Origin of the sequence: Acidiphilium sp. 34-64-41 (assembly GCF_002282635.1) — a bacterium.
GTDB classification, from domain to species: Bacteria; Pseudomonadota; Alphaproteobacteria; order Acetobacterales; family Acetobacteraceae; genus Acidiphilium; species Acidiphilium rubrum.
The window spans coordinates 60,406-77,237 of the sequence record NZ_NCJX01000019.1 but is presented as its reverse complement, the minus strand read 5'-3'; the positions used below and the strand labels follow the sequence as shown (position 1 = coordinate 77,237).

The window sequence follows — 16,832 nt, the reverse complement described above, 5'->3', positions numbered from 1 at the left end:
GGAAAGCCAGTTCGTCACGCTGGTGAATGTCAATGGCCGCCATGGCGGGGGCCACTAGCCCTAGTGGGTGTCTGAGTCAACCGGATAGGCACGGAATGATGAACGATGGATATTGTTGACGCCATTCGGGCCTATCATGACGATCTGACGTCGATCCGCCGCTCCATCCACGCCCATCCCGAGATCGGCTTTGAGGAGCATCGCACCAGCAATCTGGTCGCGGGCAAGCTGGCGGAATGGGGTATCGCGGTGCATCGCGCGGTCGGCGGCACCGGGGTGGTTGGCGTGCTGAGCCGTGGCAACAGCGCTGACAGCATCGGCCTTCGCGCGGATATGGACGCCTTGCCGATCACCGAAGCGACCGGGCTTGCTTACGCCAGCACCAACCCCGGCGTGATGCACGCCTGCGGCCATGACGGCCACACCACCATGCTGCTCGGTGCCGCGCGCTATCTGGCGGCCACCGGCAATTTCAACGGCACGGTCAATTTCATCTTCCAGCCCGCCGAGGAGGGGCTGGGCGGTGCGAACGCCATGATCAGCGCCGGGTTGTTCGACCGGTTTCCCTGCCAGCAGGTGTTCGGCATGCACAATCGCCCGGGGCTGGAGGTCGGCGCGTTTGCGATCAAGCCGGGGCCGATGATGGCGGGCGGCGCGTTTTTCGATATCACCATCACCGGCCGCGGCGCGCATGGCGCACGGCCGGAGGACAGCGTCGATCCCGTGCTGGCGGCGGCCGCGATCACCAGCGCGCTGCAATCGATCGTTTCGCGCAACGTTACCCCGGGTGATCCGGCAGTGCTCAGCGTCACCGGTTTGCAGGCCGGCACCGCCTATAACGTGATCCCCGAAACCGCGACCATCCGCGGCACCGTGCGCAGCTTCAAGCGCGAGACGATGCAGATGATGGAAGACAACATGAAGCGCCTGGCCAGCCAGATCGCCGCCGGATTCGGCGCGGTCGCCACGGTCGATTTCCGGTTTCTGTTCGCGCCGCTGGTGAACGATCCCGCCGCGACCGATGCGATCGTGGAGGCCGCGGCGTCGCTGGTCGATGCCGCGAAGATCGATCGCGCGAGCGCGCCGGTGATGGGGTCGGAGGATTTTTCATTCATGCTGGAATCCCGCCCCGGCGCCTATATCAATCTGGGCAATGGCGAGGCGAGCGCGCCGGTGCACAATGATCGCTACGATTTCAACGATGCGGCGATCCCGTTCGGCGCTGGCCTGTATGCCGCGCTGGTCGAACGCCAGCTGCCGCGCGGTGCGGCCGGCTGACGGACGATGAGCGATCGCACCGCCGCCATCGCCCCGCGCGCGACACCTTCGACTCCGGGCCGATCCTGTTCGCCGAGCGGATCGAAGCGGCGGTGGTGCCGGCGGCGCTGATGGGCGATGGGGCGCTGGAGATCCGGCTGGCGGCCAGCGCCGTCTACCACGCAGCAGGAGCGCCACGGCAAGCCACCCGCCGTCGCCAAGGCTAGCACCTGATTCCAAAAAGTTTTTTGGTTCTTTTTTGCAAAAAAGAACCGCTTCCTTGCCTTGCCCTACGTTCTGCGGCATACCGCGCGCGTCAGCTTTTGCTGATAATTCGCACATGGAGCGCCTTCCCCTGTTTGGGGTCCGGTGCCGCGAGGCATGGCTCTGTGGAGGTTTTAACCGGACGATCGCGAGAGTGCGGTCATAGAAAGGATGTTGCTCATGGCTATGCCAGAGGTTTCGTTGCGTCAGTTGCTCGAGTCGGGTGTGCATTTCGGGCACAACACGCGGCGGTGGAATCCGCGGATGGCGCCGTACTTGTTTGGCGTGCGCAATCAGGTTCATATCATTGATTTGCAGCAGACGGTGCCGATGCTGGAGCGGGCGTTGCGCGAGGTGCGTAATGTTGCGGCCGGTGGCGGGCGTGTGTTGTTTGTTGGCACCAAACGCGCGGCGGCGGACCATGTGGCCGAGGCGGCGACGCGGTGTGGGCAGTATTATGTCAATCATCGGTGGTTGGGCGGGATGCTGACGAATTGGAAGACGATTACCAATTCGATCCGCAAGCTGCGCCAGATGGAAGACACGGTGAGCGGTGAGGCGCAGGGCCTGACCAAGAAGGAGATTTTGAACCTGTCGCGCGAGAAGGAGAAGCTGGAGCGCGCGTTGGGTGGCATCAAGGAGATGGGCGGGCTGCCGGATATTCTGTTCATCATCGACACCAACAAGGAGAAGTTGGCGGTCGAGGAGGCGAACAAGCTTGGGATTCCGGTGATTGCGGTGCTGGATTCGAATTCCGACCCTGAGGGCGTGACCTATCCGATTCCGGGCAATGACGATGCGATCCGCGCGATTACGATGTATTGCGATCTGATTGCGGGTGCTGTGCTCGAGGGGATCAGTGCGGAGATGGCGGGTTCGGGTGTGGATATCGGGGCGATGGAAGAGTTGCCGCCGGATGCGGGCGCCGATGAGGATGCCGCAGTTCACGCCTGAGTTTTTTTGATCAATTGAGGAGGATGACCATGGCCGAAGTTACGGGCACGATGGTGAAGGATCTGCGCGACAAGACGGGCGCGGGGATGATGGATTGCAAGAAGGCGCTGGTTGAGGCCGGCGGCGACATGGAAGCCGCGGTGGATTGGCTGCGCAAGAAGGGTCTGGCGGCGGCGGCCAAGAAATCGGGCCGGGTTGCGGCCGAGGGCCTGGTTGGCGTGGCGCATGAGGGCAACAAGGCGGCGATGGTCGAGGTGAATGCCGAGACCGATTTCGTGGCGCGCAATGATGCGTTTCAGGCGTTTGTCGAGACGGTTGCCACGCTGGCGCTGAGCGTGGGCGAGGATGTCGAGGCGTTGAAGGCGGCGGCGTATCCGGGGACTTCGCACTCGGTGGCCGAGGAGCTGACGCATCTGATTGCGACGGTGGGCGAGAACATGACGATCCGGCGGGTTGCCGTGATCGAGGTTTCGCGCGGGGCGGCGGCTTCGTATGTGCATGGCGCGTTGAAGCCGGGCCTGGGCAAGATTGGCGTGCTGGTGGCGCTGGAGGGTGATGCCGAGGCGGCGTTGGCGGCACTCGGGCGGCAGATTGGCATGCATATTGCGGCGACGCGGCCGGATGCGATCAGTGCGGCGGATGTGGACCCGGCGGCGGTGGCGCGCGAGCGGGCGATTTTCGCCGACCAGGCGCGGGCCGAGGGCAAGCCGGATGCGATTATCGAAAAGATGGTCGAGGGGCGGGTTCGCAAGTATTTCGCGGATGTGGTGCTGCTTGAGCAGGTGTGGGTGCATGACGGCGAGAGCAAGGTGCAGAAGATTGTGCACAATGCCGGGGCCGAGGTGACGCGGTTTGTGCGGTTCACGCTTGGTGAGGGGATTGAGAAGGAGACCACCGATTTCGCGGCCGAGGTTGCGGCGGCGGCGGGGGTTTGAGGTTGGGGTTTTTTCCGTAAGCGGGATGCTTCGGCGTTTTTGATTGTTGGGCCGGCGGCGTGGGGTTTTCACGCCGCCGGTTTTTTTTCGGGTGGGGTGTGGGGTGGGGTATTGGGGTTGGTGGCGACGCCGTGGCGATCCGTTGCGTGATAGCGGGATCAGCGGGTTGGACGCATTGGTCGGGTGAGATTGTTGGGCTTCGCAAGGGCTCTGCCCAATCTACGCTTGCTGACAAAAATCTTGGACCGACTCTAAGGCTTTAGCGATGCGGCTTACGGGAGGGTACTACGAGCCACTCAGTTAGGAAACGGACATACGATGTTGCTTTGCCTTGCTATGTCTTGCTATTCCAGGTCATAGCCCCTTAAGGTTGATTATGTTGGTTGAGAGGTAGCGATGGAATTCGCTATGAACGTATTCATCCCTGCGTACGGAGGGGCCTGAGCAAGCGCGGCAGGTAGTCTAACATGCAACGTTTTCACATAGGGGAGCCTGATGGGTGACGCTACTCCGCAACGGCGATATGAGCGGGGCGAAAATCGGCGCAAGCATGTTGGACAGTCAGAGCTTCCGGAAATCGTATCAGACGGGCGCGATCGGATTGGAAAGTGTCCGCGCGGGCGGGCTCCGGAGTGGCGGCAAGGACTGCTTGACGACGCGGTCGGATATATAACTGTCGATCCATACAGTCAGGAATTTCCCAAGCGCCTGTTTGCCGTCGATGTTGACGGCACAATTTATACCGCGCAAACATCTAACCCCGGGGATAGTTACCATGGTTATCCATATGCGGGGGACCTCGGGAAGCGCATTTTGAAGACATTGAGGGATAAGGCAGTGGTGATAAAATGCGAACTTCAGTTCGACGCATGGGTGAAACAGAATATCATAAAGGCGGGGAAACCCGACATCTGAGCGATTTGATTGAAGGCCCGCCATGAACCTGAAGCTCGAGTTCGACGTCGTTGGAACTACGGACATTCGCCTTGCGGTATTGGTCGATGGCGAGGTGCTCTGGCCGTATCCCCAGTCAAGCGATGACGGTAGCGCGATTTTCGACGCGGAGGATGTTCTTTCTTACCTGGCGGACGCGTGGGCATCGCTGCTTCTTTCGGAGGTTTGGCCCGACATCTTCGAACCGCGCCAGGAGCCTCGCTCGATTACGGGTCTGCTTCGGGCCGCTGAGGACCGCTGGGATCTGATTGCTGACTCTGATGGCGTGGATATTGCGGCGGAGCAGGCTGAAATCGAGGGCTTTCTCTACAAGCACGACCTGCGCTCGCTAAAGGGCGGCGGCGCACTTCCGGAATTTTATGTGATGAGGGAGGGTAGCCGATATCGGTTCGAGACCGGAGGGGACGTCTTTACAGGCTGCTCCTATACTTCTTTTGTTGATCAACTCGAACGACTTGGCGCGTTTGCTCGTGAGCGTCTTGTGGCGGCTGGAGGCGCCTATCAAAGGACGGTTGCGCGGTGGGATTCACGAAATCAGGCAGACCCGATTCTTATAACGTCGTACCTTACGGCCCTTTCCGTCGCCGACCTCGAGAGAGAGCGTGATGACCTAGAACCGTTGCTATCGAGCCTACAGACTCGCAGCCTCAGGGAGGTTGCGAATGATAATGCAGCGCCTCTGGTCGCGGTAGCGCGCAGTTCCGGAGGCCTCGGGCCTCGTGGCATCGCGGACATGATTGCTGCGTTTCGACGGCTGCCGGCGGGACCGACCGAACGGCTCAGCGAGCGTCGCCGCATCGTTCGGGCCGATTTGAGACATATGCCTAATTCTACCGATCAGGGCATAAGAGCAGCAACCAGCATAAGAGACTGGCTGGTCTGTTCCCCTGATGCCGCTTTTGATCTGGAGAGCCTATCGGAACTTCTGAGTATCAGGGTTGTGTACGTGGAGGATTTGGACCGGAGGATCGACGGCCTTGCAAGCGCGGGGCCGGTGAATGGTCCCGCTATCTTGCTGAACCGCGGCACAAGGCGGCGCGGCTCAAATGATGACGATCTCGACCGCGCGATTCGATTTACCTGGGCGCATGAACTCGGTCATCTGCTTCTTGACCATGATGAATGGCCAGCACTCATAGACTCGGCGCAACAGCGAGTCCCACGCCGGATCGAGACGCGCGCTAACGCGTTCGCGGCCTATCTTTTGCTCCCGACTACCGTCGCTTACGATGCCTTTGAACAACATAGGCCTCGGATGTCTTGGACCGATATTGAGCCCGTGTTGAACGAAATCGGTGTCAAGTTCGCTGTTACGCGTATCGTGGCATCGCGCCAGGTGGTGCGCGGGGCGCCCCCAGAGCGTAGAACAAATCTTGACACTATATTTCGGCAAAATATCGAGAATTTTTAGCGGCACGCTCCAATAGTTCCCGAATTACAAGGATTCGTTGATAAATCGTAGCCAGTGTGGCAGCGCAAAGACGAAACGCCTTCGCCTTACTTAAGGCAAAATAACATTTTTGCCTCTGCTATCCTCTACTTCAGGAGCAGGTTAGGGTGGCGAGAGAAGGGGCGGAAGACGTTTCGCTTTTCCGCCCTACATAATAAAATTTTTTTCTTCTTTTTATAAAAAGAAGAGATTGCTTTCTTATACTGAGAAATACTTGGCCTTCGGGTTCAGCACCACGATCGCGCTGGTGGATTGTTCGGGGTGTAGTTGGGATTCGTCGGACAGCGACACGCCGATGCGTTCCGCGTCCAATAGACGCAGGAGTTGGGTTTGGTCTTCTAGTTTCGGGCAGGCGGGGTAGCCGAAGCTGTAGCGGGAGCCGCGGTAGGATTGGGCGAGCATTTTTTCGATGTCGCGGTCGTCTTCGGCGGCAAAGCCGCATTCGGCGCGGATGCGTTTGTGGGTGTGTTCGGCCATGGCTTCGGCCATTTCGACCGATAGGCCGTGCAGGTAGAGGTAATCCTGGTAGCGGTTGTCTTCGAACCAGTCGCGCGCGATTTCGGAGGATTTCTGGCCCATGGTGACAACTTGCAGGGCGATGATGTCGCGTTCGGGGTCTTCGATGTCGCGGAAGAAATCGGCGATGCAGTCGCCGTCTTCGCGGGGTTGGCGCGGCAGGGTGAAGCGGGCGACTTCGGTGGTGCCGTCCTGCTCGAAGAGGATGAGGTCGTTGCCTTGGCCGGCGGCTTTCCAGTAGCCGTAGATGGCTTGGGGCTTGAGGATGTTTTCGGCTTCGCAGAGGGCGAGCATGCGCTTCATGATCGGGCGGAGTTCCTGGCGGGCCCAGCCGAGGAACTCTTCGAGGGTTTTGCCCTGTTTGCGGAAGCCCCATTGGAATTGGAACAGCGAGCGCTCGTTGATGAAGGGGACGAGGGCTTTGGCAGGGGTTTCGATCATGCGCGCGCCCCAGAACGGCGGGGTGGGTACGGCGAGGTTTTCGGTGAGGCGGCGGCGGCGGGCTTGGGCTGCGTTGACATCGACCGGGGCGAAGCCGCGGGTGTCGGCTTCGCCGAGTTTGCGCTTGGTGTTGCGAGATTTGCCTTTGCGCTTGGCTTGCAGGGCGGCGAGGTAGTCATCGAACGCGTTGCCGGTGACTTTGTCCATCAAATGCAGGCCATCGAACGCATCGCGCGCGTAGGCGACGCGGCCGCCGGCGTAGGCGGCGACGCAATCATCCTCGACGTAGTTGCGGGTGAGTGCCGCGCCGCCGAGCAGGACGGGGATTTCGAGCCCCTGGCGGGCCATTTCCTCGAGGTTTTCGCGCATCACGACGGTGGATTTGACGAGCAGGCCGGACATGCCGATGGCGTGAGCGCGGTGTTCTTTCGCGGCGGCGACCATGTCCGCGAGGGGGACTTTGATGCCGAGGTTGACGACGCGGTAGCCGTTGTTGGTGAGGATGATGTCGACCAGGTTCTTGCCGATGTCGTGCACGTCGCCTTTGACGGTGGCGAGGACGATGGTGCCTTTTTCCTGGCCGGCGATGCGTTCCATTTTGGGTTCGAGATAGGCGACCGAGGCTTTCATGGTTTCGGCGGATTGCAGGACGAAGGGGAGCTGCATTTTGCCGGCGCCGAACAATTCGCCGACCACTTTCATGCCATCGAGCAGGATGTTGTTGATGATGTCGAGCGGCTGGTGGTGCTGGAGGGCGTCGTCGAGTTCGTCGGTCAGGCCTTTGCGGTCGCCATCGATGATGCGGTCGCGAAGGCGGCCTTCGACGGTTTCGGCGCGGGTTTTTTTGGTCGCCTGGGCGGCCTTGCGGTCGGCGAACATGGCGAGGACTTTTTTCAGCGGATCGTAGTCTTCGCGGCGGCGATCAAAGATGAGATCTTCCATGACTTCGATCTCTTCGGGGGAGATCAAATGCAGGGGGCGGATTTTACTGACGTGGACGATGGCGCCGGTCATGCCGGCTTTGACCGCGAGGTCGAGGAAGACCGAGTTGAGCACGGCGCGGGCGGCGGGGTTGAGGCCGAAGGAGATATTGGAGAGGCCGAGAATGATCTGGATATCGGGGAACTCGTCGCGGATGAGTTTGATGCCTTCGAGCGTCCATTGGCCTAATTTGCGATCGTCCTCGTTGCCGGTGGCGATGGTGAGGGTGAGCGGGTCGATCAGCAGGTCCGATTGGGGCAGGCCGTATTGGTTGCAGGCGACATCGACCAGGCGACGGGCGATTTCGAGTTTCTGCTGCGGCTCCTTGGCCATGCCGACTTCATCGATGGTCAGCGCGATGATGGCGGCGCCGAATTTTTTGGCCAGCGTGAGGCGTTCGCGGGCGATGTGTTCGCCGTCCTCGAAATTGATCGAGTTGATGATGGGTTTGCCGCCGTGGAGCTTGAGGGCGGCTTCGATCACCGGGGTTTCGGTGGAGTCGATGACTAACGGGGCGTTTACCGAGGAGGTGAAGCGGGTGATGACTTCGTTCATTTCGTAGAGTTCGTCGCGGCCGACGAAGGCGGTGCAGATGTCGAGCGCGTTGGAGGCCTCGGCGACCTGTTCGCGGCCCATGGCGACGCAGCCGTCCCAATCGGCGTTTTCCTGGAGTTCGCGCCATTTTTTCGAGCCGTTGGCGTTGCAGCGCTCGCCGATCGAGAAATACGAGTTTTCCTGGCGCAGCGGGGTGGCGCCGTAGAGGCTGGCGACCGAGGGGACCCAGTAGGATTTGCGGGCGACCGGGGTTGGGCGGGGGTTGCCTAATTTGGTCAGCATGGCGTTGAGGGCTTCGATGTGCGGGATCGAGGTGCCGCAGCAGCCGCCGACCAGGTTGATGCCGTCTTCGAGGACGAAGCGTTCCATCCAGGAGGCGAGTTCGGCGGCGCCGAGCGGGTAGTGGGTGGCGCCGTCGACCAGTTCGGGCAGGCCGGCGTTGGGCTGGATCGAGATCAGGCCGGGCCAGTTTTGTGAGAGGTAGCGCACGTGTTCGGCCATTTCCTGCGGGCCGGTGGCGCAGTTGAGGCCGATCAGGGGGATATCGAGCGCGTGGATGACGGTGGCGGCGGCCGCGATGTCTGGGCCGACCAGCAGGGTGCCGGTGGTCTCGACGGTGACCTGGACGAAGATGGGGATGTCGCGCTTGAGTTCGGCGCGGGCGATTTTGGCGCCGTTGACGGCGGCTTTGATCTGTAGGGTGTCCTGGCAGGTTTCGATCAGGATGGCATCGACGCCGCCTGCGATCAGGCCGCGGCATTGCTCGGCGAGGCCGGCTTCCAGCGGGTCGTAGGCGATGTTGCCGAGGCTGGGGAGTTTGGTCCCCGGTCCGACGCTGCCGATGACGTAGCGGGTGCGGGAATCGGCGAAGGTTTCGGCGGCTTCGCGGGCAAGTTCGGCGGCGATGCGGTTGATCTCGAAGGCGCGGTCGCCGAGCTGGAACTCTTCGAGCGTGATCGGGGAGCCGCCGAAGCTGTTGGTTTCCACCATGTCCGCCCCGGCTTCGAAATAGCTGCGGTGGATTTCGCGGATCAGGTCGGGGCGGGAGAGGTTGAGGATTTCGGTGCAGTTTTCCTTGTCCCAATAGTCGCGCTCGACATCGAGGGTGAGCGCCTGGACGCGCGCGCCCATGCCGCCGTCGCAGAGGAGCACGTGGTGGCGCAGGGCGTCGAGGAGATGTGGTTTGCTCATGATGCCTCACGATATAGCACGGACCGGGTGATTCCAATGTTTGATGAAACGGGGGAGCAATGATCGAAGTGGTGTTCGGCGGGGCGGTGAGTGCTGCGGATGCGGTGCTGATCGAGGGGGATGCGCCGGCACCGGCGGCCGCGGCGGTGGCGCGGTTCGTGGTGCCGGATCATCCGCTGCATGGCGTGGGGTGCGCGTGCTGCGCGCCGCGCGGGCCGGCGAGTGAGGCGTTGGCGCGGTTGTTTCTGGCGCGGGCGCGCGGCGAGGTGGCGTGGTTTGCGCGGGTTGTGGTGCTGGCGGGGGATGATGGCGTGGCGCTGGTGCTTGCGGCGCTGGCGGGGGATGCGGTGACGCGGGCGCGGTTTCGCAGGGTGGTAATATCGTCTGACTGAATGTTAGTTATATTGACATCGCGATAGTGTTCCCGTATCGTTCTCCCTGTAACCAGGGAGGCTCACCATGCCGGGACGTCGCGATTGGACTGAAACCGCCGATAACACGATCCGCCAGATGCGGGCCGCCGGGGCGACCTGGGCGGCGATCGGCGATGTGCTGGGATTGTCACGCAACACGATCATTGAACGGGGCCGGCGGATTCAGGCGCAGGGCGGGCCGGTGCCGCCGCGCAAGGCGGAGCGGCGGCCGGAGGATGAACCGAACCGCGCACCGCTGCACGCCGGGCATCCGGTCGCGTGGGATGTGCTGACGTCGGGGACGATTCTGGAGGGCACGCTGTTCGTGCCGCTGAGCGCCGGGCGGCGGGAGTTGCGGCGATGAGCGGGCGGGTGGTGGGTATGGCAGCATCGGTGCGGGCGCAGGCGCCGGGCGCGGTGCTGGGCTCGGGTGTTGCGGCGCGCGGCGGCATTCGGCCCTGCCCGGCCGTGACGGGTTCGTCCGATCCGGCGGCGGCGCTGGTGGCGCGGTTGGAGGATGCCGGATCGACGCTGCTGGCGATGCCGAATTCAGGCTATTCGCCGCATCTGCGGATGATGCGCTACGAGGTGGTGCACAGCGCGCTCGATGCGTATGGCTGGCAGCCGGCGCAGGTGCGCCAGCGGCATCCCTCCGGTGCGGCGATCGACCGGATGGACGAGGCGCTGGGGTGGCTCGCGATCATTCCGGAAGACCGGTTCGTGCTGCGGCGGATCGTGGGGGCGCGGGCGCTGACGCACCCGCTGACCGGGCGGTATCTGTTTCCCTGGCGCCGGCTGGGGAGCGTGCTGGGGGCGGATCATAAATCGGTGCAGCGCTGGCATAAGGATGGGCTGGGGATTATTTTGACGGGGCTTGGGGAAATGGTTAGAAAGTGAGGGTATGGAGTGCGGTGCTGCGCTTGGTACCGCGGCGTTTGATACCGCTGCGTTTGGTCCGTTGGATGACCGGTTGAGGGATGTGATGGGTTTATCGACCACGATGGGCGTGCGTTCGGCCAAACCACCGCGGGCGCGGCGGTCACGGATCGATCGGGTTCTGGCCGGGCTTGGGTCGGCGGCGATTTTCTTTGCCGGCCCGACCAGGCTGCCCGCCATCAAGCAGCGCGGCGGGATCGCGGCGGATTGGCGGGCCGTCGGCGACGATCTGGCGGCCGCGATGAAGCATCGTGAGCGCTGAGCCGGATAGCGGCGCAGACCCCGACGACGACATAGTATCCGATCCGGCAGCGGCCGTCGCGCTGCTGCATCAACTCAAAGACGACGGCACATTACCCGAGACCGCGGAACGGACGATTATCGCAGCGCTGTCCGAAACCTACGCCGGACCGCTGCCGCATCCCCGCCATCTGAAAGCCTATGACGAGGTCGTGCCCGGCGCCGCGCGCGACATTCTGAACATGGCGATCAGCGAACAGAAACACCGCCACCGGTTGCAGATGCTCGAAATCGCCTACCCTTACCTCGGCTGGCTGGCCGGGTTCGTCGGCTTTCTGGGCTGCGTATCCGGTGCGATCTATCTCGGGTTGCACCATAACACGCCGGTTGCGCTCGCGCTGGTCGGCGTGCCCTCGGTCGGCGCGATCGGCTGGTTCGTGCGGGCGCGAATCGAGCCGGCCGAACCCGACTGAAATCGCCGCGATGCCGCCCCGCCTTGCCCAATGGCGCACATCGGGCTAAGCCGCCGCATCCTTATCGCAGATCGAGTGTATTTTTCATGAAGCAGCAGGCGAACCTTATCCGCGCTGGCCAGGTCATTGAACATGACGGCAACCGCTGGACCGTGCTCAAGCAGCAGATCATCACGCCAGGCAAAGGCGGCGCATTCATCCAGGTGGAAATGCGCAACCTCAAGACCGGCAACAAGACCAACGAACGCTGGCGCACCGCCGATACCGTCGAGCGGTTGATGACCGATAACCGCGATTACACCTATTCCTACACGGACGGTGACAACCTGGTGCTGATGGACGGGGAAACCTTCGAGCAGTTCCTGGTGCCCACCGATCTGCTCGGCGATATGCTGCCGTTTTTGCAGGATAACATGCCCGTCGTGGTCGATCTGGTCGAGGGCGATCCGGTCGGCATCCACCTGCCCGCCACAGTGACACTCGAAATCGTCGAGGCGGACCCCGTGGTCAAAGGCCAGACCGCATCATCGTCCTACAAACCCGCCAAACTCGCCAACGGCGTGAAAACCATGGTGCCACCCTTCGTCGAAGCCGGCGAACGCGTGGTCGTGCGCACGGAAGACGCGAGCTATGTGGAACGCGCCAAGGGGTAGGTAAGGCCAGGGGGCGCTGCCCCCTGGACCCCCGCTGGGGCCTTAGGCCCCAGACCCCGGTAGTTTCAGATGAGAGGGGGCATCAAGTCCGTACTCTTTGAAACAGTAAGTCAGCCCCCTCTCATCTGAAACTAATGAGGTCCAGGAACTAAGTTCCTGGCGGGGGTCCAGGGGGCGGAGCCCCTTGGCCTTCTTAACCCTTTTGGAGTGTCTCACATGGTTCCTCGTCGTTCTGCGCATATGACGATCATGGTTGCTGCGGCGCAGAAAGCGGCGAAGCGGTTGATCCGGGATTTCAACGAGGTTGAGCATTTGCAGGTTTCCGTGAAGGGGCCTTCGGATTTTGTCAGTCAGGCAGATGTGCGATCGGAGCAGACGCTGATCGAGGAGTTGGAGCGGGCGCGGCCGGGGTATGCGTTTCTTGGTGAGGAGGGTGGTGCGCGCGGGTCGGACAATTGGGCGTGGCGGTGGGTGATCGATCCGCTGGATGGGACGACCAATTTTCTGCATGCGATTCCGAACTGGGCGATTTCGATTGCGCTGGAGAAGCGGCTGCCGGATGGCGGGTCCGAGGTGGTGGCGGGGCTGGTGTTTGCGCCGGCGCTGGACGAGATTTATTGGGCGGAAAAGGGTGGCGGGGCTTATTTGAACGACAAGCGGCTGCGGGTTTCGGCGCGGCGGGACTGGTCGGCCTGTTTGTTCGCGACCGGGATTCCGTTCGCGAAGACGGCGCCGAAGAACCGGCTGGCGTTTGCGCGGGTGCTGGGGGCGTTGATGCCGGAGACGGCCGGGGTGCGGCGGGTTGGCGCGGCTTCGCTCGATCTCGCGTGGACGGCGGCCGGGCGATATGATGCGTATTGGGAATTGGGCACCCATGCCTGGGATGTGATGGCGGGGGTGCTGCTGGTGCGCGAAGCAGGCGGGTATGCGACCGATCCGGCCGGGCATGAGCATGTTTCGGGCGATGTGGTCGCCGGTAATCCGCATATTCAGCCGCGGTTGCGGGAGTTGGTGGCTGAGGCGTTGGAGGGGCCTAGGGGGTAGGAAGGAAGGCTTCTTTTTTGGAAAAAAGAAGCAAAAAACTTTCTGACGTTGGGGCACGGGCGCTGAAACCGGCACGGGCCCAAATTAACAAAGTTTTTTTTGCTTGTTTTTGTTCACAAAAAAGAAGACCTTCCCTTAGCCTTTATCGACCTGCCATTGAGCGCAAGCGGCGTTCTACGCTAGAGTCACGCCCAATGAGACAGGTTTTCGCAACGATCGTGCTGAGTCTGGCGGTGGTGTGCGGCGCGGGTGCGGCGTCGGCGCAGGTTGTGGTAAACCAGCAGGCGTTGCAGCAGTTATCCGGCAAGCCGGTGGCGCCGCAGCGGCCGGTGGTGCGCCGGCCGTATCGGCCGATCGTGCGGCGGCCCGTTGTCCGGCGGCGCGCGGTGATGCGCCCCCTGCCCTTGCCGCCGCCACCGCCGCCGGTTTCGGTGCCGGTTGTCGCGGCGTTGCCGGCGCTGCCCAAGCCGGCCGGGCCGCGGGCGGTGACGCTGGTGTTTCCGAGTGTGGATGTGGCGTTGCCGGGCGGAGCTGCGCGGCAATTAGCGCATTTCATCGGCGCCAAGGTGAATCTGCGGGCGCATTATGTGGTGCAGGCGACGGCGCCGGGGGTTGCGAGCGATCCTTCGGTGGCGCGGCGGATGGCGCTCAATCGCGGGCTCGCGGTGCGGGCGGTGTTGCGGCGGGCGGGCGTTTCGTCCGATCACATCATTGTTCAGGCGCTGGGGAATCCGCCCGGCATCGTGCCCGATCATGTTACGCTGACGGAAATACCTTAGGGATTTTTTGCCATCATGACGCGACCGAACCGCTACCTTATTCGTATGCTGGTGTTTCTGGTCCTGGTGTATGGGCTGGCGGCGATCATCGCGCCGACGCTGGCGAAGTTTTACATGGCGAACCCGGTGGTCAATTCGGTGATCGTGCTGGTCGAGATTTTCGGGATCGGGTGGAATTTGCGCCAGGTGCTGCGGCTGAGCCCGGAGGTGGATTGGGTGGAGCGGTTTCAGCGTTCGCGCGCCTCGATCGAGCAGGGGCCGAAGCCGCGTTTGTTGTTGCCGATGGCGCGGATGTTCGGCGCGCGCGGCGACGACAACAAGCGGATGAGCCTGTCGATTGCGAGCATGCGGACGATGCTGGATGGCATTGCCAGCCGGTTGGACGAGAGCCGCGAAACCTCGCGCTACGTGACCGGGGTGATGATTTTTCTGGGCCTGCTCGGCACGTTCTGGGGGTTGCTGAAGACCGTGCATGCGGTGGCCGGGGTGATCGGCGGGATGAATGTTTCGGGCGGCGATGTGAATGCGATGTTCGACCAGTTGAAATCCGGGTTGGCCGGGCCGCTGGCGGGCATGGGGACGGCGTTTTCATCCTCGATGTTCGGCCTGTCGGGGGCGTTGATTCTGGGGTTTCTCGATCTGACCGCAGGCCAGGCGATGAACCGGTTTTTCAATGAGTTGGAAGAATGGCTGGCCGGGCTGACGCGGGTTTCGAGCGGGGCGCTGGCGATCGAGGGCGAGGCCTCGATGCCGGCGTATGTGCAGGCGCTGCTGGAGCAGAGTGCGGAGAATATCGAAGCCTTGCAGCGTGTGCTGCTGCGCAACGAGGAGAGCCGGGCGCAGACCGCGCAGGCGACGCAGACGCTGACCGAGCGGATGAACACGCTGACCGAGGCGATTCATAATTCGCACCGCATCATGCTGAAGATCGGTGAGGGTCAGGCGGCGCTGGCGCGGATGGCGGAGCAGGCGGATCAGGGCAATGATGAAATATCGCGCGCGCATCTGCGGAATATCGAATTGCTGCTGGCGCGGATGATTACGGAATCAGAACAGGGGCGGATGCAGGGAATGGCGGATTTGCGGCATGACCTGAAGATTCTGACGCGGACGGTTGCGGCGCGGCTCGATGATGTGAGGGGCTGAGCGATGGCGCGGCTGCACCGGAGCCGGGGCAACGGGCTGGATATCTGGCCGGGCTATGTCGATGCGTTGTCGACATTGTTGATGGTGACGATTTTCGTGCTGCTGGTGTTCGTGCTGGCGGAGGCGTTTTTGTCGGTGGCGCTGAACGGCAGCAACAAGACGATTGCGACATTGCGCGGCGAGATCGCGCAATTGTCGAACGTGCTGGCGCTGGAGAAATCGAAGACGGCTTCGTTGCAGGATGAGTTGGCGAGCATGGCCTCGCTGATGAAGGCAAAGCAGGCGGCGAGTGCGGCGGCACTTTCCGGGCAGGTGAAGCTGAACGCGCGGGAGGTTTCGACGGTGGCGCTGCTCGATCAGCAGATTGCGGCGTTGCGGCTGCAACTGGCGAGCCTGGCGGCGGCGCTTGATGCGGCGGCGGCGCAGGATGCGGCGGATCACGTGCAGATTGCCGACCTCGGCAAGCAGTTGAACGAGGCGTTGGCCCGCAAGGTGGCGCGTTTGCAGCAGTATCGCAGCGAATTCTTCGGTGATCTGCGCAAGGCGCTGGCGGGTGAGAAGAATATCAAGATCGTCGGGGATCGTTTCGTGTTCGAAAGCGATGTGCTGTTTCCCTCGGATTCCGCGCAATTGTCGGATGCGGGGACGCAGGAGATTGCCGATGTGGCTGCGGCGATCGAGAAGATTGCGCCGAAGATTCCGCCGCATCTGAACTGGGTGTTGAGCGTGGGCGGGTATGCCGACAAGGAAGCGGTGAAGGGTGGGAAGTACAAGGATAATTTCGACCTTTCGGCCGCGCGCGCGCTTTCGGTGCTGCATCTGCTGATTGCCGATGGTGTCGCGAAGAATCGGGTGATTGCGACGGGGTATGGGGCGGCGCATCCGATTGCGACCGGGGATGCTGCGGGGGATCTGGCGAAGAACCGGCGGATCGAGTTTCGGTTGACGTCGGCGGATTGAAGACGCTTGATGACAAGGGTGGGGCGCGTTGCGTTCTGGGATTGTTGCTGGAGTGGCGTAGCTGGACGCCCAATTCGTTACGATATCGTAACAAATTGGGCGTGCGAAGGTGTGGGCGGGTTGGGGCCGAAATTTCGTGTGGGTGGGGGATGGGGGTGAGCGGTGGCGGTAGCAGCATGATGCCGGATGGTGCTGTGTGGGGGATTCGGGGTGGCGTGGCGCTCGCGGTTGCGGTGGTGCTTTGCGGGGCGTGGGTGATGGTTGTTTGGTGGGGGGCGATGGGGCGGGGTGTGCGCGGTGGGCGTGCGGCGTGGCGCTTGTGGTGCGGCGGCGTGGCCGTTTGATTGGGGGTGGGGTGGGCAGCATGGCGCCGAGCCAGGCGATGCCGCGGGCCCAGAGGTTTGGTGCGGGTTGCGGTGCGGGCTTGCGGGGCTGGTGGGCGCGGTGGCCTCGGGTGGCGCGATGGACTGCCGTGCGAGGCGGCGGGTGAGTTGGGCGATCAGGCGGCCGATGAAACTGCCGATCAGGCCGAGCAGGATGCCGGCGGGACCCGGCGTTTCAGCCTTGGCCGCGATAACGGCCTGGATGGCGCGCAGCACCAGCAGGAGGTGCTGGGCGGGGTCGGCCGGTTCGGGTGGGGCGCTCGGGGTCACGCGGGCAGATAAGCATGGGGGGCGGGGGGTAAGAAAG

At 62.6% G+C, this 16,832-nt stretch carries 17 protein-coding genes; 15 read left to right on the top strand and 2 right to left on the bottom strand.

Annotation, left to right across the window (positions count from 1 at the left end; all coding sequences use genetic code 11):
* Positions 1-105: 105 nt before the first annotated feature.
* From B7X49_RS06180 to B7X49_RS06160, 5 genes are all read left to right on the top strand, one after another.
* Positions 106-1,278 carry a M20 aminoacylase family protein gene (locus B7X49_RS06180; protein WP_286702701.1) on the top strand — a complete coding sequence of 391 codons (1,173 nt, stop codon included), beginning with the start codon at positions 106-108 and terminating at the stop codon, positions 1,276-1,278.
* 423 nt (positions 1,279-1,701) lie between these two features.
* A complete protein-coding gene (rpsB, locus tag B7X49_RS06175) occupies positions 1,702-2,475 on the top strand; it encodes a 30S ribosomal protein S2 (RefSeq protein ID WP_035230102.1) in 774 nt (257 codons plus the stop codon).
* A gap of 29 nt (positions 2,476-2,504) precedes the next feature.
* Positions 2,505-3,410 carry a translation elongation factor Ts gene (gene tsf, locus B7X49_RS06170; RefSeq protein ID WP_029313323.1) on the top strand — a complete coding sequence of 302 codons (906 nt, stop codon included), beginning with the start codon at positions 2,505-2,507 and terminating at the stop codon, positions 3,408-3,410.
* A gap of 495 nt (positions 3,411-3,905) precedes the next feature.
* Positions 3,906-4,325: a hypothetical protein gene (locus tag B7X49_RS06165; RefSeq protein WP_286702700.1), complete on the top strand. Its 420-nt coding sequence runs from the start codon at positions 3,906-3,908 to the stop codon at positions 4,323-4,325.
* 22 nt (positions 4,326-4,347) lie between these two features.
* Complete coding sequence (locus B7X49_RS06160) at positions 4,348-5,775, top strand: ImmA/IrrE family metallo-endopeptidase (RefSeq protein WP_286702699.1); 1,428 nt, start codon at positions 4,348-4,350, stop codon at positions 5,773-5,775.
* A 237-nt stretch (positions 5,776-6,012) separates the two neighbouring features.
* On the opposite strand, the gene metH is transcribed toward B7X49_RS06160, so the two are convergent.
* The gene (gene metH, locus B7X49_RS06155) at positions 6,013-9,498 is read right to left on the bottom strand and encodes a methionine synthase (RefSeq protein WP_286702698.1); all 3,486 of its coding nucleotides are present in this window, start codon (positions 9,496-9,498) and stop codon (positions 6,013-6,015) included.
* A gap of 59 nt (positions 9,499-9,557) precedes the next feature.
* Here metH and B7X49_RS06150 point away from each other — a divergent pair, with 59 nt between their 5' ends.
* From B7X49_RS06150 to B7X49_RS06105, 10 genes are all read left to right on the top strand, one after another.
* Positions 9,558-9,890: a hypothetical protein gene (locus B7X49_RS06150; RefSeq protein ID WP_286702697.1), complete on the top strand. Its 333-nt coding sequence runs from the start codon at positions 9,558-9,560 to the stop codon at positions 9,888-9,890.
* 67 nt (positions 9,891-9,957) lie between these two features.
* On the top strand, positions 9,958-10,275 hold the full coding sequence (locus tag B7X49_RS06145; protein WP_029313318.1) for a hypothetical protein: 318 nt from the start codon (positions 9,958-9,960) through the stop codon (positions 10,273-10,275).
* Positions 10,272-10,808, top strand: a complete 537-nt coding sequence (locus B7X49_RS06140; RefSeq protein ID WP_286702696.1) for a DUF6362 family protein — start codon at positions 10,272-10,274, stop codon at positions 10,806-10,808. Before B7X49_RS06145 ends, B7X49_RS06140 begins: the two co-directional genes overlap by 4 nt.
* Before the next feature lie 85 nt (positions 10,809-10,893).
* Positions 10,894-11,109 carry a hypothetical protein gene (locus tag B7X49_RS06135; RefSeq protein ID WP_286702695.1) on the top strand — a complete coding sequence of 72 codons (216 nt, stop codon included), beginning with the start codon at positions 10,894-10,896 and terminating at the stop codon, positions 11,107-11,109.
* A complete protein-coding gene (locus B7X49_RS06130) occupies positions 11,099-11,560 on the top strand; it encodes a DUF2335 domain-containing protein (RefSeq protein ID WP_286702694.1) in 462 nt (153 codons plus the stop codon). The genes B7X49_RS06135 and B7X49_RS06130 overlap by 11 nt, the downstream gene beginning before the upstream one ends.
* Before the next feature lie 86 nt (positions 11,561-11,646).
* On the top strand, positions 11,647-12,213 hold the full coding sequence (gene efp / locus B7X49_RS06125; RefSeq protein ID WP_029313314.1) for an elongation factor P: 567 nt from the start codon (positions 11,647-11,649) through the stop codon (positions 12,211-12,213).
* Positions 12,214-12,453: 240 nt separating this feature from the next.
* Positions 12,454-13,257, top strand: a complete 804-nt coding sequence (locus B7X49_RS06120) for an inositol monophosphatase family protein (RefSeq protein ID WP_286702693.1) — start codon at positions 12,454-12,456, stop codon at positions 13,255-13,257.
* 194 nt (positions 13,258-13,451) lie between these two features.
* Positions 13,452-14,036 (top strand): hypothetical protein, encoded by a 585-nt coding sequence (locus B7X49_RS06115; RefSeq protein WP_286702692.1) that lies wholly within the window; start codon positions 13,452-13,454, stop codon positions 14,034-14,036.
* Between the two features lie 15 nt (positions 14,037-14,051).
* Positions 14,052-15,182, top strand: coding sequence for a hypothetical protein (locus B7X49_RS06110; RefSeq protein WP_029313311.1), 1,131 nt, complete (start codon positions 14,052-14,054; stop codon positions 15,180-15,182).
* Positions 15,183-15,185: 3 nt separating this feature from the next.
* On the top strand, positions 15,186-16,142 hold the full coding sequence (locus tag B7X49_RS06105) for a peptidoglycan-binding protein (RefSeq protein WP_286702691.1): 957 nt from the start codon (positions 15,186-15,188) through the stop codon (positions 16,140-16,142).
* Between the two features lie 77 nt (positions 16,143-16,219).
* On the opposite strand, the gene B7X49_RS06100 is transcribed toward B7X49_RS06105, so the two are convergent.
* Positions 16,220-16,795, bottom strand: coding sequence for a hypothetical protein (locus B7X49_RS06100; RefSeq protein ID WP_286702690.1), 576 nt, complete (start codon positions 16,793-16,795; stop codon positions 16,220-16,222).
* Positions 16,796-16,832 lie beyond the last annotated feature (37 nt).